This window comes from Pseudoxanthomonas sp., from assembly GCF_036845285.1.
Classification (GTDB): Bacteria; Pseudomonadota; Gammaproteobacteria; order Xanthomonadales; family Xanthomonadaceae; genus Pseudoxanthomonas_A.
This window is the reverse complement of sequence record NZ_DAIUEE010000001.1, coordinates 153896-172151: the sequence shown is the minus strand read 5'-3', so window position 1 is coordinate 172151 and position 18256 is coordinate 153896. Positions and strand designations below refer to the sequence as shown.

At 67.2% G+C, this 18256-nt stretch carries 16 protein-coding genes; 3 read left to right on the top strand and 13 right to left on the bottom strand.

Features of this window, described 5'->3' with window-relative positions; translation table 11 throughout:
- Window positions 1-56 precede the first annotated feature (56 nt).
- Window positions 57-713: a hypothetical protein gene (locus tag V7060_RS00840; RefSeq protein WP_334177376.1), complete on the top strand. Its 657-nt coding sequence runs from the start codon at window positions 57-59 to the stop codon at window positions 711-713.
- A gap of 9 nt (window positions 714-722) precedes the next feature.
- On the opposite strand, the gene V7060_RS00835 is transcribed toward V7060_RS00840, so the two are convergent.
- On the bottom strand, window positions 723-1127 hold the full coding sequence (locus V7060_RS00835; protein ID WP_334177375.1) for an Lrp/AsnC family transcriptional regulator: 405 nt from the start codon (window positions 1125-1127) through the stop codon (window positions 723-725).
- Window positions 1128-1231: 104 nt separating this feature from the next.
- Between V7060_RS00835 and V7060_RS00830 the strand changes: the two genes are divergently transcribed.
- Window positions 1232-1732, top strand: coding sequence for a cysteine hydrolase family protein (locus V7060_RS00830; protein ID WP_334177374.1), 501 nt, complete (start codon window positions 1232-1234; stop codon window positions 1730-1732).
- A gap of 56 nt (window positions 1733-1788) precedes the next feature.
- Here the strand turns inward: V7060_RS00830 and V7060_RS00825 are convergent, their stop codons facing one another.
- The 7 genes from V7060_RS00825 to V7060_RS00795 all read right to left on the bottom strand — a co-directional run bounded on the left by V7060_RS00825 (window position 1789) and on the right by V7060_RS00795 (window position 11861).
- Entirely contained in the window at window positions 1789-3078 is a 1290-nt protein-coding gene (locus tag V7060_RS00825) for a citrate synthase (protein WP_334177373.1), read from the bottom strand.
- A 259-nt stretch (window positions 3079-3337) separates the two neighbouring features.
- On the bottom strand, window positions 3338-3580 hold the full coding sequence (locus V7060_RS00820; protein WP_055940095.1) for a type B 50S ribosomal protein L31: 243 nt from the start codon (window positions 3578-3580) through the stop codon (window positions 3338-3340).
- Between the two features lie 74 nt (window positions 3581-3654).
- A complete protein-coding gene (locus V7060_RS00815) occupies window positions 3655-4593 on the bottom strand; it encodes a nucleoside hydrolase (RefSeq protein WP_334177372.1) in 939 nt (312 codons plus the stop codon).
- Window positions 4594-4754: 161 nt separating this feature from the next.
- The gene (gene recG, locus V7060_RS00810; protein WP_334177371.1) at window positions 4755-6860 is read right to left on the bottom strand and encodes an ATP-dependent DNA helicase RecG; all 2106 of its coding nucleotides are present in this window, start codon (window positions 6858-6860) and stop codon (window positions 4755-4757) included.
- An 86-nt stretch (window positions 6861-6946) separates the two neighbouring features.
- The gene (locus V7060_RS00805; RefSeq protein ID WP_334177370.1) at window positions 6947-9406 is read right to left on the bottom strand and encodes a TonB-dependent receptor; all 2460 of its coding nucleotides are present in this window, start codon (window positions 9404-9406) and stop codon (window positions 6947-6949) included.
- Between the two features lie 35 nt (window positions 9407-9441).
- The gene (locus tag V7060_RS00800) at window positions 9442-10614 is read right to left on the bottom strand and encodes an SO2930 family diheme c-type cytochrome (RefSeq protein ID WP_334177369.1); all 1173 of its coding nucleotides are present in this window, start codon (window positions 10612-10614) and stop codon (window positions 9442-9444) included.
- A gap of 11 nt (window positions 10615-10625) precedes the next feature.
- A complete protein-coding gene (locus tag V7060_RS00795) occupies window positions 10626-11861 on the bottom strand; it encodes a parallel beta-helix domain-containing protein (RefSeq protein WP_334177368.1) in 1236 nt (411 codons plus the stop codon).
- Between the two features lie 117 nt (window positions 11862-11978).
- Between V7060_RS00795 and V7060_RS00790 the strand changes: the two genes are divergently transcribed.
- The gene (locus V7060_RS00790) at window positions 11979-13016 is read left to right on the top strand and encodes an AraC family transcriptional regulator (protein WP_334177367.1); all 1038 of its coding nucleotides are present in this window, start codon (window positions 11979-11981) and stop codon (window positions 13014-13016) included.
- 93 nt (window positions 13017-13109) lie between these two features.
- Here V7060_RS00790 and V7060_RS00785 read toward each other — a convergent pair whose 3' ends face one another.
- From V7060_RS00785 to V7060_RS00765, 5 genes are all read right to left on the bottom strand, one after another.
- Window positions 13110-13493 (bottom strand): RidA family protein, encoded by a 384-nt coding sequence (locus V7060_RS00785; RefSeq protein WP_334177366.1) that lies wholly within the window; start codon window positions 13491-13493, stop codon window positions 13110-13112.
- A gap of 159 nt (window positions 13494-13652) precedes the next feature.
- Window positions 13653-15824 carry a bifunctional (p)ppGpp synthetase/guanosine-3',5'-bis(diphosphate) 3'-pyrophosphohydrolase gene (locus V7060_RS00780; RefSeq protein WP_334177365.1) on the bottom strand — a complete coding sequence of 724 codons (2172 nt, stop codon included), beginning with the start codon at window positions 15822-15824 and terminating at the stop codon, window positions 13653-13655.
- Between the two features lie 125 nt (window positions 15825-15949).
- Window positions 15950-16249 carry a DNA-directed RNA polymerase subunit omega gene (gene rpoZ, locus V7060_RS00775; RefSeq protein WP_296278197.1) on the bottom strand — a complete coding sequence of 100 codons (300 nt, stop codon included), beginning with the start codon at window positions 16247-16249 and terminating at the stop codon, window positions 15950-15952.
- Between the two features lie 259 nt (window positions 16250-16508).
- Window positions 16509-17198, bottom strand: a complete 690-nt coding sequence (gene gmk / locus V7060_RS00770; RefSeq protein ID WP_334177364.1) for a guanylate kinase — start codon at window positions 17196-17198, stop codon at window positions 16509-16511.
- Window positions 17199-17287: 89 nt separating this feature from the next.
- Window positions 17288-18148: a YicC/YloC family endoribonuclease gene (locus tag V7060_RS00765; protein WP_334177363.1), complete on the bottom strand. Its 861-nt coding sequence runs from the start codon at window positions 18146-18148 to the stop codon at window positions 17288-17290.
- Between the last annotated feature and the right edge of the window lie 108 nt (window positions 18149-18256).

Here is an 18256-nt window from a genome sequence, read left to right as displayed (position 1 = left end):
CGACACGTCGAGGGGATGGTGTACATTCGCGGTCAGTTTCGACGCGGAGGCCTGTCATGCACCATGCCCGTCAGCACGCCGAAACCCGCACGCGCGAGCGCCGCCAGCGGCTGGCGCATGAAGCCGCACGGTTGATGGCCGAAGGCGGCATCCGCGACTTCCACCAGGCCAAGCTGAAGGCGGCCAGCCGCCTCGGCATCCACGACGATGCTTCCCTGCCCCGCAACCGCGAGATCGAGGACGCACTGCGCGAATACCAGCGCCTGTTCGCCGGCGAGGCGCACACAGCCGGCCTGAGGCAGCGGCGCGAGGCCGCGCTACGCGCCATGGAATTCCTGTCCGGCTTCTCGCCGCGCCTGGTGGGTCCCGTGCTCGAGGGAACGGCCGACGCCAACACGCCCGTCCATCTGCACGTCCACAGCGACGACCCGGATGCGGTGACCCGCCTCCTGGAAGACCATCGCGTCCCCGCCGAATCCCGCGAGCGCCGGTTGCGCATGGACCGCGAACGCGTGGCCGACCTGCCCGTGTGGGTGTTCAGTGCCGAGGAACTGAGCTTCGACCTGACCGTGTTGCCGCACGACGCGTTGCGCCAGGCACCACTCTCGAGCGTGGACGAAAAGCCGATGAAGCGGGCCTCAGCCGCGCAGCTGCGCCAGCTGCTCGCAGAAGAAGACATCGCCGGTTACGAGCAGGATGTCGCGCTCCGCTGAGGCGGCAGCTTACGGCTTCACGCGCCGCAACTCGCTGGCGACCTTGTAGCGGCCATAACGCAGCAGCGCCTGCGTGAAGGCGTCCAGTCCGGCATCGCCCTCGCAGGCCAGCACCACCTGGTAGCAGCCTTCGCCCGCGACCTTGCTGGCGCTCTCGACGTCCACGTGCGACTGCAGGAACGCCTCGAAGGCGTCGAACTGCGGCGTATCCATGAACACCGTGATGAAGTAACGCCGCAGGTCGCCGCGCACCACCGTGAAGCCGCGGATCGTGCCGCCTTCGACCATCTGCTGCACGCGCGTGGCGACCGCCTGCCCCGTCAGATGCACCTGCCGCCCCACCGACTGCCATGTCATGCGCGCATCGCGCGCCAACGCAGCCAGGATGGTCCGGTCCATCTTGTCCAGGGACATGTCTTTCAATCCTCAAGGAAACAGGCACGGCTTCTTGCAGGCTGCAATGTCCGCAGGCAGGACGCCTGCCTACGATGGCGGCTCCCTCCTCGACAAGGTAACGCATGACCACCGCCCTGCTCGTCATCGACGTACAGAACGACTACTTCCCGGGTGGCGCATTCCCGCTCTGGAATGCGGACGCCACGCTCGATGCCATCGTCACCGCGATCGACCGCGCCCGATCGCGCGGCGAACCCGTCGTGCTGGTCCAGCACGTCGCCGCCAGCGAGGACAGCCCTCTGTTCCGATCGGGCACGCGCGGTATCGACCTCCATGACCGCCTGCGTGCGGCCGCACCCGACGCGCCCGTCATCGTGAAGCAGTACGCCGACAGCTTCCACCAGACCGGACTCGCCGATGCGCTGGCCGGTCTCGGCGTCACCCGCCTGCGGGTCGCCGGCATGATGACGCAGAACTGTGTGGTCTTCACCGCGCTCTCGCCGGCCGCGGACCGCTACCAGGTGAGCGTACTGTCGAACTGCACGACCACCACCGACAGCGCGATCCACGGCTTCGCCCTGCATGCCATGGCGACACGCGTCGACGTGCGGCCCGATGCCTGACGCTGCAACGGAAAAAGGCCCCTCGCGGGGCCTTTCTCGTCTTACTGCAGGCGATATCAGCGCTTGTCGGTCGGCACGTAGTCGCGCGGCGCATAGCCGGTGTAGATCTGGCGCGGACGGCCGATCTTCGCTTCCGGATCGACCTGCTGCTCCAGCCAGTGCGACACCCAGCCGGCGGTACGGCCGATGGCGAACATGACGGTGAACATCTCGGTCGGGATCTTCAGCGCCTTGTAGATGATGCCGCTGTAGAAATCGACGTTCGGGTAAAGCTTGCGCTGGATGAAGTATTCGTCCTTCAGCGCCGCCTCTTCCAGCTTCAGGGCCACTTCCAGCAGCGGATCGTCGACACCCAGTTCGCCCAGTACCTTGTGGGTCATCTCGCGGATGATCTTGGCGCGCGGATCGAAGTTCTTGTAGACGCGGTGGCCGAAGCCCATCAGGCGGAAGCCCGATTCCTTGTCCTTGGCCTTGGCGATGGCGGTCTCGACCTTGTCCGGCGTGCCGATCTCTTCCAGCATCTTCAGCACGGCCTCGTTGGCGCCGCCATGCGCGGGACCCCACAGGGCGGTGATGCCGGCGGCGACCGACGCGTACGGATTGGCACCCGTCGAACCGACCAGGCGGACCGTCGAGGTCGATGCGTTCTGCTCGTGGTCCGCGTGCAGGATGAACAGCAGGTCGAGCGCCTTGGCGACCACCGGATTCATCTCCAGCGGCTCGCTCGGCACTTCGAACATCATGTGCAGGAACCGGTCGACGTAATCGAGGTTGTTGCGCGGATAGCGGATCGGCCAGCCGATCGAATAGCGGTACGCGGCGGCGGCCAGGGTCGGCATCTTCGCCAGCAGCCGGATGGCGGCCAAGCGGCGCTGCTCGGGATCTTCCAGGTCCAGCGTGTCGTGGTAGAACGCCGACAGCGACGCGACGGTGCCGGCCAGCATGGCCATCGGGTGCGCGTCGTAGTGGAAACCGTGCAGGAAGTTCTTCAGCGACTCGTGCATCATCGTGTGATGCGTGACTTCGTGCTCGAACGCGGCGAAATCCGCCGGCGTCGGCAGTTCGCCATTCATCAACAGGTACGAGACTTCGAGGAAGTTGGAGTGCTTCGCCAACTGCTCGATCGGGTAGCCGCGGTACAGCAGCACGCCATTGTCGCCGTCGATGTAGGTGATGGCCGACTTGCAGCTGGCGGTGGCGGTGAAACCGGAGTCGTAGGTGAAAAGACCCGTTTCCTTGGTCAGCTTGGAAATATCGACGCAGTCGTTGCCAAGCGTGGGCTTCAGGACTGGCAGGACGACCGATTTGTCGCCGGCATTCAGCGTGACCTGGTCAAGTTCGGACACAGTGTGCGCTCCTTCGTGGGGTAACGCCGACAGAGGCCCTGCCGACGTGTGACGGGAGTCCAGGGAGTGAACCTTGGATGAGCCGAATTATCGCATAGCGGGTTTGGAGCCGTCGCTCGATACCGTACCAACGTCAGACCAAAGAATAAGGTCGCCACCGCAACCCTGCGTTCCGGCATGGCGCACGAGGCGCACGCGCAAACGCGAACGGCCGCGCACAAGGCGCGGCCGCTGGCAGATCAGGCGAACGACGGTTCGATCAGCGCGCGTAGCGCTTCTGGAACTTGTCGATACGGCCGCTGGTGTCGATGACCTTGTGCTTGCCCGTGTAGAACGGGTGCGAAGCCGAAGAGATTTCGACCTTGATCAGCGGGTAGTCGTTGCCGTCTTCCCACTTCGTCGTTTCCTTGCTGCCCAGCGTGGAGCGCGTCAGGAACTTGAAATCGGAGGTCACGTCGTGGAAGACGACTTCGCGGTAATTCGGATGGATGTCGGCCTTCATGGCGGGAACACCGTGTAGCAGGGAATGGAAGAGCGGCATTGTAGACCGCCCTGCCCGTCCCGTGCAACCCGGCGTCAGCCGGCCGCCAGCGCCGCCTCGATCAGGGCCTCGAACCGCGCCTGGTCGTAGCGCAGCAGGATATTGGCCTTGTCCGGCAGCCCCCCTTCCCTGCGCCAGTCCACGATCGAGGCGCCGCGGGCGTGGATGCCCTGCAATTCGACCGCCAGCGGCCGTTCGGCCAGTTCCAGCGCGCCTTCCGGCGCCAGCACGAAGGCCATGGCCAACGCATCGGCGGCGAACCAGTGGTCGCCACGACGGTCGGCGGACCATGACCGGGTCTTTTCGGAGATGCGGTCGTAAAACCTGGCGCGGTCGGAATCCGCCCGCAGCCAGTCCGCCACGCGCTCATGGTGCAGGCCGTGGGCGATGGTGGCTTCCCAGTCGGCCAGGTCGTAGCGCTCGAACGCCTCCAGCACCAGGTGGGCGGCTTCGGGGTCGAAGTAGAAATTGAATTCCGCCGCGGGCGTGATGTTGCCGTGGCAGGTCGCCGCCCCGCCCATCACGACCAGGCGCGCGATGCGCTGCGGCAGCGTCGGGTCCAGTTTGAGCGCCAGCGCCACGTTGGTCAGCGGTCCGAGCGCGACCAGCACCAGCCGGCCCGCGTACTCGTGCGACAGGCGCAGGATCGCCAGCGCGGCATGCTCGGCCTCCACCGGGCGAGCGGCAGGCGGGAAACCGACATCGCCGAAACCGTCCTGACCGTGGACGTAGCCCGCATCCGGGGACGGGTGCAGCAGCGGCGCGGGCGCGCCAGCGAACACGGGGATGTCGTCGCGACCCGCGACCTCACACAGCTTCAGGGCGTTGCGCACGGTGTGCTGCAGGCCCACGTTACCGGCCGCGATGGTCAGGCCGACGATGTCGTGGCGCGTATCGTTGAACGCCATCAACAAGGCCAGCGCGTCGTCGACACCGGGATCGGTGTCGATCAACAGGGGAATCCTGTCAGTCATCTTTCTCTCTTCGTCTTTTCTGGCCGCCGAGTCTCGCACCGCTGGCGGCACCATGGAAGCGTAAGGGCGCTGTAGGAGGGGCTTCAGCCCCGATGCCTTTCGATCGGGTCGCAGATGGCTGACCGAAGAGCGTCGGGGCTTAAGCCCCTCATACAGACAGATCAGGCCGATGCGTATCTCGCCGCACCGCCCACCCAGCGCTGGATCACACGGTCCGCCGAGGCAGGATCGTCGGCGAGCAGGCGCTCTGCCAACGCGTGCACCTGCGGCAGCAGGCCCGCGTCGCGCGCCAGGTCGGCGACGCGGAACGCGGCCAGTCCGGTCTGCCGCGTGCCGAGCAGTTCGCCCGGGCCGCGCAGTTCCAGATCCTTCTCGGCGATGACGAAGCCGTCGTTGGTTTCCCGCATCGTCGCCAGCCGATGCTTGGCCATCATCGACAGCGGCGGCTGGTACATCAGCACGCAGGTCGACGCCGTCGCGCCGCGTCCCACGCGGCCACGCAACTGGTGCAACTGCGCGAGGCCCAGCCGTTCCGCGTTCTCGATGATCATCAGCGAGGCATTGGGCACGTCGACGCCGACTTCGATCACCGTCGTCGCCACCAGCAGGTCGACGTCCCCCTCCTTGAAGCGGCGCATCGTGGCCTGCTTGTCGGCGGCCTTCATGCGGCCATGCACCAGCGCGATGCGCGCCTCCGGCAACGACGCGGACAACGTTTCGAACGTGGTCTGCGCCGCCTGGGCGACGACTTCATCGCTGTCGTCGATCAGGGTGCAGACCCAGTATGCCTGCCGCCCTTCCGCGCAGGCGGTGCGGATGCGCTCGACCAGTTCCGGCCGCCGCTCCGCGCTCAACGCGACGGTCTGCACCGGGGTGCGTCCGGGCGGCAGCTCGTCGATGGCGGACACATCCAGGTCGGCATAGGCGGCCATCGCCAGCGTGCGCGGGATCGGCGTTGCCGTCATCACCAGCTGGTGGGGCACGCGATCCGTGCCCGCCCCCTTGTCGCGCAACGCCAGCCGCTGGTGCACGCCGAACCGGTGCTGCTCATCGACGATGGCCAGGCCGAGATCGTGGAAGGTCACCGCCTCCTGCATCAGCGCATGGGTACCCACCACCACCTGCGCTTCACCCGAGGCCACCTGCGCCAGCACGCTGGCGCGTGCTTTTCCGGTGACCTTGCCGGCCAGCCAGGCGACGCGCACGCCGAGCGGTTCCAGCCAGGCGCGCAGGTTGGCCAGGTGCTGCTCCGCCAGCAGTTCGGTCGGTGCGGCCAATGCCACTTGCTTGCCGGCTTCCACCGCCAGCATGCCCGCCAATGCGGCCACGACGGTCTTGCCGCTGCCGACGTCGCCCTGCACCAGCCGCAGCATCGGCGACGGCCTGGCGATGTCCTCGCGGATCTGTGCGAACACGCGCTGCTGCGCGCCCGTCAGCGTGAACGGCAGCGCCTTCACCAGCGCTTTCACCAGTGCGCCCCGGCCCTTCAGCACCGGTGCGCCATGGCGTTGCAGCGCAAGCCGCTGGCGACGCAGGCTCAGGTGGTGGGCCAGCAATTCCTCGATCGCCAGCCTTCGCTGCGCGGGATGCGCGCCGAGGGCGAGTGCCGCGACATCCGCGTCGCGCGGCGGTCGATGCATGGTCAGCAGCGCCTGCCGCAGCGACGGCAGCTGCAGTCCGTCCAGCAATGCGGGCGGCAGCAGTTCCAGGCGATCGTCGTCGGGCAGCCGCTCAAGCGCCTGGCCGATCAGCTTGCGGATGCTCGCCGGTCCGAGGCCCTCCACGGCCGGGTAGACGGGATCCAGCGCATCGCCCAGCGCCGCGTCATCGTCGTCCCCCAGCACGCGATAACTGGGATGCACGATCTCCAGGCCGTGCTGGCCGGGCTTGGGCGTGCCGTAGCAGCGGATTCGCGCGCCGACCGAGAACTGCGCGACCTGCGCGGCGCGGAAATGGAAAAAGCGCAGCACCAGCGACCCGCGGGAATCGTCGCCCACCGCGACCCGCAGCACCGGGCGATAGCGGAAGCCGCGCTCCACCGCCTCCACGCGCCCTTCCACCTGCGCCGGCACACCCGGTTGTAGCAGGCGGATGGGGGTGATCGCCGTGCGGTCCTCGTAACGCAGCGGCAGGTGCAGCCACAGGTCCTGCATCGTCACCAGGCCTCGCGCCGCGAGCTTCTCCGCCGCGCGCGGCCCCACGCCGGGCAGGCGGCTCAGGGGTTCGGCGGAAAGATCGATGGACGGCGAGTCGCGACGTGCAGGCATCGCACAAGGATGCCGGGAACCGCGCGAAACAAAAACCCCGGCACCTCACGATGCCGGGGCCTGCGCCAGATGCATCACCGCATGGATCAGAACTTCACGGCCACTTCCATGCCGTACGTGCGCGGCTCGGTGATGGTGGCGCCCACCACGCCCAGCGGGCTACGGCCGTAGGTATTCAGGCCTTTCACGTACTGGTTGTCGAACACGTTGTTGCCGTACACCGCCCAGCTCCAGTGCCCCCGCGGCGCGGTCCAGCCGATGCGGACGTCGGTGCGATCGCGCGCTTCGCCGATGTCGAGCAGTGCGTTGACACCGCAATCGCCCTGCAGGTCCGAGCCTTCGTTGCAACGGCTGCGGCCGCGGTAGGCGTGCCGCGCCGAGAAGCGCAACGCGCCGTGGTCCGCCAGGTCGACCTGGTAGGCGGCACCGACCGATGCACTGAAGCGCGGCTCACCGGTCGGCTCGCCATCCAGGTCCACGCCTTCCGGCGTCACGTAGTCCTTGTACCTGGAATCGATCCACTCGGCCTGCGCGTCCAGCGTGAAGCCGTCGGTCACCTTCCAGCGCAGGTCGACGTCGATGCCGGTCGCTTCCAGGTCGCCGGTGTCGAACACGAAACGCGGGATGTCGACCGGGTTGTTCGGATCGGGGTCGATCAGGCGCACCGATTGCCGGTTGTCGTAGCGGTAGTGGAACAGCGAGGCGTTCCAGGCGAAGCGGCCGAACGACTGCTTGATGCCGGCCTCCAGGTTCCAGACGTCCTCGTTCTCGAACGCCGGACCGATCTGCAGCGCGTTGAAGCCGCCGGCCTTGTAGCCCTTGGCCAGCGAGCCGAACACCATGGTCCGGTCGTCCAGGTGGTAGTCGACCACGAAGCGCGGACTGACATCGCTCCAGCTGCGCTTGTCGCGCACCAGCACGCCCTTGTTGACCATCGCCGGCGGATCGATGAAGGCCATGTCGAAGGTCAGCAGTTCGCGGGTGATCGGGATGCCCATCTGTCCCAGCGCGGCGAAGAAGCCCAGCGATTCCAGCAACGCCAGCTTGGCTTCCAGCTCCGGCGCGTTGCGCGGCGTGTTGAGCCAGGTGAAGTCCTTCTCGTCGCGGGTATAGCGCAGGCCGAAGGTCAGGTTGAGCTTGTCGGTCGCGCGCCAGATCACGTCGCCGAACGCCGCGTAGGCGGTGGTCGACAGCGTGTTGTTGAAACGCTCGTTCCAGCGGTCGCCCACCAGCGACACCGGGATGCCGTTCATCTGTGCCAGCAACGACGTGAAGTTGAAGAGGCTGCCGTCCGGCACACCCATTTCGTACGCGATACCGAGGTTGCGCACGATGTTGTCGACCGCTTCGGTATTGGTGTTCACCTCGCTGGTCTGGCGTGCGTCCTCCTTGAAGAAACTCGCGCCGGCCACCCAGTCCAGCCGTGCATTGCTGCCGGCGAACTTGAACTCCTGGTAGAAGGTCTCGTTGCTCTCGGTGTTGACCGAGTCGATGTAGAGGTCGGCGCGGTTGGTGCCGTCTTCCTCGGTCTGGTTCTTCGAGTCGTACTCGCGCCACGACGACGTCGAGGTCAGGTTGCCCCAGGTGAAGGCGTGCTCGAGGATCAGGGTGACCCCATCGAAGGTGCGCCACTCGGCGTTCTCCGCGTCGCTGTAGGTCGGTACCTTGCGCGGATCCAGGTAGTCGTCCGGATCCGCCGGCACCGGCGGTCGTTGCGGATAGGCCGGCAAGGGCACGATGCCGGTGGTGACGCGGCCGTTCTGGTCCAGGCTTTCATGGTCCCAGCTCAGCAGCGCGGTGGTGTTGTCGCCGATGCGCAACTGCCACGCCGCGCGCGCGGCCCAGACGTTCTCGCCACCGAGGTCCTTGCCGGTGGCGCCGTCCTGGAACCAGCCGTCGCTGTGGTTGAACAGCGCGTTGATCCGGAACGCCGAGACGTCGCTGACCGGGATGTTCCACATCGCATCGACGTACTGCTTGCCGTAGTTGCCCAGCCGCAGGCGCAGGCGTGCTTCGGTCTCGTCCTGCGGCCGCCGCGTCACCAGCGAGATCGCGCCGGCGGCGGTGTTGCGACCGAATAGCGTGCCCTGCGGCCCCTTCAGCACCTCGATGCGCTCCACGTCGAGAAACGGCAGCAGCACGCCGCCGCCGCGGCCGCCGTACACGCCGTCGACGAAGATGCCGACGGCCGGATCGGTACCGATGCCGAAATCGTTGGTCTCCACGCCGCGCAGGCGGAACGAAGGCTGCGTCGGCTGCGCGGCATCCACCACCAGGCCCGGCACGAAAGCGTCGATGTCGCCCAGGTTCTCCGCCGCGACGTCGTCGAGCAGTTGCTGGTCGACGACCTGCAGCGCGATCGGCACGTCCTGCAATTCCTGCTGGCGGCTCTGTGCAGTGACGGTGATGGTGTCGAGGTTGGTGGCCTGCTGCTCGCCTTCAGGCGTCGCCTGCGCCCAGGCCGTGCCGCTCGCACCCAACACCACGCAACCGCCGAACAACGCCCGCCGAAGCCCCACGACCAGATCCCGTTGCATCACTCTCATCACGCCCTCCCGGAAGCGTTGTGCGGAAACCGGCCTCAGGTGGCCGGCGGTGGTTCACTGCCTGTGCCTGCGGTATCGCAACTGCCTGACTGCGCATCGATCCACGCGCGGATCAGCGCGACCCCTTCCCGATGGACGACCGAGCGCCCCAGCTCCGGCATCATGATCGCGGGGTCGTCGCTGTCCAACCGGTAGTCGAAGATGGAATCGGCCGCATGGCCCGGCACGATGTCGTAGCGCCGGTTGCCCGTGCCCTTGCCCGCGGCGATCGGCTGCTTGCAGAAACCCAGCTTCAGCCGGTCCTGCGTGTGCGCATCCAGCCACAGCCCGGACGTGATCGCCGGGCCGGTGGCGCTGTGGCAGTGGCCACAGTTGACGTCCAGGTAGGCGCGCGCGCGCGCGTCGAGCGGTGCTCTGGCATCCATCGCATCCGCCAACTGCGGCGGCGTTGCGGGCACGCCGGACAGATAACCGACGCGCACCAGGTGCGCGAGCTGGTTCTCCTTGCCACCGGTGTAGTCGAAGTCGCGATTCAGATGCCGCGCCTTAGGGCCGATCGGCAGCAGCTTGCGCGACTTGTTGTCGGTGATGTGGCAGCCGCCGCACTGGTTCTGGTCCGGCACCTGGTAGTCGGCCGGCTCGCGCTTGCCCTGCGCATCGACGAGTTCGAGCGGGATCAGTTCACCGGTGCGCTTCAGCGTCGCCGCCGTCTGCGCGTCGTTCCACACATAAGGCAGCGCCACCCACCCCTCGACCCGATGCACGAGCAGGCGCGTCTCGATCAGGCGCACCTTGGCCAGGTCCAGCGCCTCGCCTTCCAGCGACGACTGCGAAGGTGGCGTGCGCGCGACGGTCTTTCCATCCCGGGCCTGCCCTTCCGGCAGCGGGTAGTAGAACGTCTTGCTGAGGATGGTGCCGACGGGAAAGTCGAAACTCTGTTCCGCCTGGTATGTCGCCGATGTCCCTGCCGGCATCCACACCGTGCGCAGCTTGTGTGCGTAGTCGCTGAACAACGGCGTGTTGAGATCGTACGGCACCACGCCATCGTTGAGATGCAGATGCCCGCCTTCGATCCGCAGTACCCCCCACTCGTCCAGCGTCGCCGGCTGGCCGTCGGCGAAGAAATGCACCTGCGGCGCTGGCCGGCAGGCGGGCAGCGCTGCGCAGGCGACAAGCATGGCCAGACCCAGTACCGCGCGGTACGGCATGCGTGGGGGCCTCAACCGCGTTTCAGGTCGACCGCCGGCAGGCGCGGCAGCTCGCAGTCATGGACCTTCGCGTCCTTGTTCGGATGCTTGTAGCCACCCGGGCCGTCCGCGTTGATCACGCCGTTGACGTCGCGCAGGCAGATCTGCGGACCGATCTTCTTGCCGTCCACCACGCGATCCTTGTTGAAGTATCCGTCCCACAGCACGTCGGGGAAGTTGCCGCGCAGCCCGTAGGTGGCCACCTTCAATGCCTTCAGGTCGAAGCCGTCCGGCGAGTCGCCGCCGCCCGACAGGGTGTTGCCGTGGATGTGGATGCGCTCCGGGTACGGATCGAAGTTCGGCGACGCGCTGCTGTCCTTGTACCCGGTGGAGTACACGCTGGACACGATGATGTTGGCGGTCGCGTTGTCGCGGATCTCGTTGCCGAACACTTCGATGTCGTCGTTGGAGTTGATCACGATGCCCGACCCCGCCGGCACGCTGGCCACGGGCGTGCCCTTGGCACCGAAATTCTCGTGGTTGTTGGCGATCACCTGGTTGGCGTACACGCGGATGTTGCCGCCCTGCTGCGACAGGCCCGGCATGTTGAAGATCAGGATGCCGCCGGTGTTGCCGGTGGCGACGTTCTCATAGACGTCGGCATTGAGGGTGTTCTCGATCTCGATGCCGGCCACGTTCTGCTCGGCGCGGCTGCGGCGGACGATGACGCCATCGGACTGGCCCACGTAGATGCCGGCATCGGACGCGCCGATGGAGACGGTGTCCTCGATCAGCACGTTCTTGGTCAGCACGGGGTAGATGCCGTAGGCGCCGTTCTTCGTGCTTGGCCCACCGGTCCATTGCACCTTGACGCCACGGATGGTGATGTTCGACGACTCGCTGATCTTCAGGCCGTCGCCCCTGGAATCCTCGATGGTGAGGTTCTCGATGGCGAAGTCGTCGCCATTGACCAGCAGGCCCTCGGCGCCGGCCTTCTGTCCCTTGAAGCTCAGCACGCTCTTGTCCATGCCGGCACCGCGGATGGTCACGCCATCCGCGCGCAGGGTCAGGCTGCGGTCGAAGCTGTGGCGGCCGGCGGGGATCTCGATGACGTCGCCCGGCTTGGCGTCCAGCAGGCGCTCCTGCAGGGTGGCGGCAAACCCTGCCTCGGCCGCCGGGGCGCTGGCGGTTTCAGGCGCCTTGGGCTGGCACGCGCCCATCATGAGCGCCAGAGCGCCTGCCAGTGCCACGGAAATGATGCGCTGCATGAGTCCCCTCCCATACGCCTGCGTAGTGCCCCGCAGTCTGGTGCGGCGACAGGTGCGACACGGAGGGCGGGAGCGGCATACTACGGGGGGCGAAGCGGACAAGCTGGAGGGGCTTCGATGCGCTGGAAAACCGGACTGGGCAATCGCCTGTCGATCGCCAACCTGCCCACCAACATGCTGTGCGGCCTGGTGCTGCTGGCCGGCGAATTCGGCGTGAACGCCGAGGGCTGGTTCGCCGGCATGCGGCTGAACGTGCAGGAGATCCACGACCCGCAGGCGCGCGTGTCCTACCGCCAGGCCAGCGAGATCATCCGCCGCGCCCTGCCGACCCTGCCGATCGACGGCGTGGGCCTGGCGATGGGCGAGAAGCAGAACGGCGGCAATTTCGGCCTGCTGGGCCTGGCGATGAAGACCGCGCCCACGTTCGGCGATGCCGTCCAGATCGGCCTGGAGTACCAGCGCAACCTCGGGCCGCTGATGGACCTGGACATGCAGGACGGCGACAACGGCGCGCTGGCCGTGGTCGCGACCGCGCCCGAGGAAGCCTCCGACCTGCTGCCTTTCCTGTGCGAGGAAATGTTCGCCAGCACCCTGATGCTGGCCCGGGAGCTGGCGGGTGCCGAGTTCCGCCCGCTGCGGCTCGACCTGGGCTACCCGGCGCCGCGCTATGCCGCGCGCTACGACGACCTGTTCGGCTGCGAGGTGCGCTTTGGCCAATCGCGGCACGCGATGGTGGTGGACCGGCGCTGGCTTGAACTGCCGTTCGCCAGCTACAACCCGGTGACCTCCCGGCAGGCGCTGGCGCTGTGCCGTGCGCAGCTCACGGCGATGTCGCTGCGCGGCGAAAGCACCGCGGCGGTCGAACGCCAGCTGCGCCCGCGCCTGCGCGAGAACCCGCAGATGACGGACGTGGCCACGGCACTGCACCTGAGCGAGCGCACGTTGCGGCGCCAACTCGCCGAGGAAGGCACCACCTTCAGCGCCGTGCACGACCGCGTGCGCACCGAGCGTGCGCTGGAACTGCTGCAGGACGCGGAAATGACCATCGCCAGCGTCGGCAGCCAGATCGGCTTCAACGACGTGCGCGAATTCCGTCGGGCGTTCAAGCGCTGGACCGGGCATACGCCCAGCGACACCAGGCGTAGCCCCGCGTAGCGCAGAGCTTGCTCCGCTGCCGGTCGCCCACGCGCCTGGCTGTCGGACACCACCGGGCGCCGGGCAAGCCCGGCGCCACGGCACCCTCCGCCCTTACTCCAGCACCATCACCGCGTCGACTTCGAACGCGGCGCCCTTCGGCAGGCCAGAGACTTCGATGGTCGAACGCGCGGGATACGGCGCAGCGAAATAGTCCTGCATCACCGCATTGACGGCCGCGAACTGCGACAGGTCGGTCAGGTACAGGCCGAGCCGCACGATGCGGTCGAGCGAGCCGCCTGCCGCTTCCGCCACCGCCTTCAGATTGTCGAAGGCGCGGCGTGCCTGGGCGGTGATGTCGCCGTCGACCAGGTGGCCGGTGGCCGGATCCAGCGGAATCTGCCCGGAGAAGTAGACCGTGTTGCCAACACGCACGGCCTGCGAATAGGGGCCGATGGCGGCGGGAGCCTGCTCGGTGTGGATGATCTGCTTGGTCATGGGCGACTCCTGTAAGAACCCGTGATTCTACGTAGGGCGGGCCCCGGCCCGCCATCGCGGCCGGTCGGATCGCGATGGTATTGAGCGAAAAGACGACGCAGCCGAACCACATCGCCGCAAGAACAAGCATCAACACGGCGGGCCTGGACCCGCCCTACGTCACTGCCGGCGCACGCCGTGCACGACGTTGAGGCGTCGCAACCGGCGCATCACTTCCGCCAGGTGGTTGCGGTCGCGCACCTGGATCGAGAAGCGCAGCACGGCGACGTTGATGTCACGCTCCAGGTATTCGACGCGTTCGATGTTCGACTGGCTCTTCGCGACGGCGGCAGCGACCTGCGCCAGCACGCCAGGGCGGTTCTCCACGTCGATCAGCAGCGCGGCGTCGTAGTCGCCGGTGACCTTGGCGTCCCATGCGATCGGTACCCAGCGCTCCGGCGACTTGCGGAACTCGGTGACGTTGGGGCAATCCAGCCGGTGCACCACGATGCCCTTGCCGGCGGTGTGGTAGCCCATGATCTCGTCGCCGGGGATCGGCTGGCAGCACTGGGCGAAGCTGACCACGCCGCGTTCGCCGCCGGTGATCAGGATCTTTTCCTGCGAATGCTTGGAATGCCCGCCACCGCGCAACTCGGCGAAGGCGGTCAACGCCTGCGCCGCCTGCGCCGGCATCCAGTTGCCGAGCGCGACGTCGGCAAGGAAGGCCTCCAGGCGCGGATACTTGTGTTCGGTGAGGAAGGCTTCGAGGCGCTGTTGCGGCAGGCGCTCGAGCGAGCTGTCCAGGTCTTCCAGCGCGCGGTCCAGCATGCGGTGGCCGAGCTGCACGGCGTCCTCGTGCTCCAGTTGCTTCAGCTGGTGGCGGATGGCGGTGCGCGCCTTGCTGGTGACGACGAACTCCAGCCACTGCGGCTTCGGCGCGGCCGATTTGGCGGTGATGATCTCCACGCTCTGGCCACTGGCCAGCTTGGTGCGCAACGGCACCAGCTTCTTGTCCACGCGCGAGGCCACCGCCTGGTTGCCGACGTCGGTGTGGACCGCGTACGCGAAGTCCAGCGCGGTGGCGTTGCGCGGCAGCGACAGGATCTTGCCCTTCGGCGTGAACAGGTAGACCTCGTCGGGGAACAGGTCGACCTTGACGTTGTCGAGGAACTCCAGCGACGAGCCGGCCGCACGCTGGTTGTCGATCAGCTCCACGATCCAGGCATGCGCGCGGTTCTGCGCGCTGTTCGGCGAATCGGTGCCGTACTTGTAGGTCCAGTGCGCGGCGATGCCGCGTTCGGCCACCAGGTCCATCTCGATGGTGCGGATCTGCACTTCGATGGGCGACCCGTACGGCCCGAACAGCACGGTGTGCAGCGACTGGTAGCCGTTGGCCTTGGGAATGGCGATGAAGTCGCGGAAGCGCCCGTCCAGCGGCTTGTACTGCGCGTGCACCGCACCCAGCGCGTGGTAGCAGGACGGCACCGAATCGACCACGACGCGGAACCCGAACACGTCCATCACCCGGTCGAAGCTTTTGCCTTCGGCGCGCATCTTGTTGTAGATGCTCCAGGGCGTCTTCACCCGGCTGACGAGGCGATGCTCGATGCCTTCCTTCGCCAACCGCTGCGACAGGTGCGCCTCGATCTGCGCCATCGATTCGCGGCGCATCACCGGCTGGCTGCGGATGTGCTTGTCGATCACCGCATGCCGCCACGGATGCAGCGCGCGGAAGCCCAGGTCCTGCAGCTCCGACTTGACCAGGTTCATGCCGAGCCGCTGCGCGATGGGCGCATAGATCTCCAGCGTCTCGCGGGCGATGCGTCCACGCGCCTCGGCACCCTGCGCGCCCAGCGTGCGCATGTTGTGCAGGCGGTCGGCCAGCTTGATCATGATCACGCGCAGGTCGCGCGACATGGCCAGCAGCATCTTGCGGAAGCTTTCCGCCGCCGCTTCCTGGCGGTCGCGGAACTTCAGTTTGTCCAGCTTGGTGACGCCTTCCACCAGCTCCGCGACCGATTCGCCGAACTCGGCTGCGATGTCTGCACCGGTCAGTGGCGTGTCTTCGATGGTGTCGTGCAGGATCGCCGCGATCAGCGTTTCCGCGTCCATGCCCAGTTCGGCCAGTACGCCGGCCACGGCCACGGGATGGGTGATGTAGGGTTCGCCGGACTTGCGGGTCTGCCCCGCATGAGCGGCGGCGCCGACTTCCCAGGCCCGACGCAGCAGCGGCAGCTGCTCCCTTGGCAGGTACGCCGCCGTCTTCTCGAACTGGACGACGTACTCCGGCAGGCCATCGTCACGCGACGAAGCAGGGCTGCGGAGTGCCTTGGCGATGCGACCTGAATTCATGTCGCCAGACTATGCCAGTCACGTCGCCACGGCAACGCGGATCGGCGGCCCTGAAACGCGAAAAGCCCGCTTGCGCGGGCCTTCCGGCGATCGTCCGTTCCGACCGGAACGTTAGACGAACTGGATCAGTCGTCGCCCTTCGACAGGTCGTCGTCGGCCACCACTTCGGCCGCGGCCCACTCCAGCGCCTCACGCTCGGCGCGTTCGCGCTCGGCCTTCTCGACGCGGTCGATCAGCTCGTTGTCGATCTTGCGCGCGGCGATTTCGCGCAATGCCAGCACGGTGGGCTTGTCCTGCGCTTCGTTGTTGTCGATCTGCGGTTCCACGCCGTTCGCCAGCTGGCGGGCGCGCTTGGCGGCCATCGTGACCAGATCGAAACGGTTATCTACGACTTCCAGGCAATCTTCGACGGTAATGCGGGCCATGCGGGCTCCCGGCGGCCAGGCAGGCCGCGCAGTGAATACGGAAAGGGGCCGGGATTGTAGGCAGCCAAGGCCCGCAATGCAAGCCTTTCCTTGAAAATCAAGTGGTTAGCCTGGATCCCACCCTCAAACATGAGGGCCAGGCCACCTCTGGACGTCCACTCGACGCCAGGTCGTTCTCCAGCCGGGCGCGCTGCGGCGCGTTCACCATGGCTGCACACGGAACGACCACCGGGGCGCGGGCTGAAGCCCCTCTTACACGTTACTCCGCCAGCAACGCCGCGATCAGGTCGGCGTGGCGCACGTCCTGTGCCTCACGGCGCAGGCGGCTGGCGGTGAAGATGGCGTGCATCTGCGCCACCGCCTCGTCGAACACGTCGTTGACGATGACGTAGTCGAACTCGGCGTAGTGCGACATCTCCTCGCGGGCCGCGGCCAGGCGGCGCTGGATGACCTCTTCGCTGTCCTGCCCGCGGGCACGCATACGCTGCTCCAGCGCATCGCGCGACGGCGGCAGGATGAACACGCTGACCGCGTCCGGCACCTTGTCGCGCACCTGGCGCGCGCCCTGCCAGTCGATCTCCAGCAGCACGTCCTTGCCGGCGTCCAGCTGCGGCTCCACCGACTGGCGGGCCGTGCCCTTCCAGTCGCCGTGCACTTCGGCGTACTCGAAGAAGTCGCCGGCACGGATCATCGCCTTGAACTCGTCCGCGCTGATGAAGTGGTAGTGCTGCGCATGCCGTTCGCCCGGGCGCGCCGCGCGCGAGGTGAACGAGATGGACAGCGCGATGTCGGCGTCGCACGCCAGCACCGCGTTGACGATGCTGCTCTTGCCCGCGCCGGAGGGCGCCGCGACGATGTAGAGCGTCCCGCGGTTGGAGCCGTGATTCGTGATTCGTGATTGGTGATTCGCTGGAGCCGAATCACGCTCGCTCAAGGTCTGCTGGTTCATCGTTGCGCTCAAAGGGCGTTTCCCGCGTGTCGTTTCATTGCAACCGTACAACCGCTGCTCCTGCGAATCACCAATCACAAATCACCGACTCACTCGATGTTCTGGACCTGTTCGCGGATCTGGTCGATCAGCACCTTGAACTCCACCGCGATGTTGGTGGTGCGGATGTCGACGGACTTGGAGCCCAGCGTATTGGCTTCGCGGTTGAACTCCTGCAGCAGGAAGTCCAGCCGGCGGCCCTGCGGCTCCTTCTGGGTGAAGACGCGGCGGATCTCCTTGACGTGGCTGTCCAGGCGGTCGAGTTCCTCGTCCACGTCCAGCTTCTGCAGCCACAGCACCAGTTCCTGCTCCAGCCGGCCCTGCTCCATGTTCTGGGCCACGTCGGCCAGGCGCGCTTCCAGCTTCTGCCGTTGGCCTGCGCGGATCTGCGGGATCAGCGTGCGCACCTCGGCCGCCAGCGCGGCGATGCCGTCCACGCGCTCCAGGATCGCCGCCACCAGCTTGCCGCCCTCGCGTTCGCGCGCCGCGACGAACTGGTCCAGCACCGTATCCAGCAGTGCCAGCGCCTCGACCTGCAGCGCGTCCATGTCCACCCCCTTGCTCTGCAACACGCCGGGGAACTGCAGCAGGTCGGTCAGTTCGGTGCGCAGGTTCGGCAACCGCGCGGACAGGTCCTGCGCCAGTTCGGACAGCTGTGCCACGACGCGGGCGTTGAGCTGCAGTGCGCCTTCGCCTTCGGGAGCCCGCAGGCGCAGGGTCAGGTCCAGCTTGCCACGCGATACCCGCGAAGCGACGCGCTCGCGCAGCGCCGGCTCCAGCACGCGCAGTTCGTCCGGCAGGCGTACGCCCAGTTCCAGGAAGCGGTGGTTGACCGCACGCAGTTCGGCCGCCAGCGTGCCGCCCTCGGTGGCGCGTTCGGCGGTAGCGAACGCCGTCATGCTGCGGATCATGCAGGTGCCCATCGGACCAGTGAGCGGCGCATCTTAGCAGCCCGCGTGGCGGCAGCCGGGTCCGGCGGGGCGGGCTGGTAGACTTCGCCCCCCTCATTGTGGATGCCC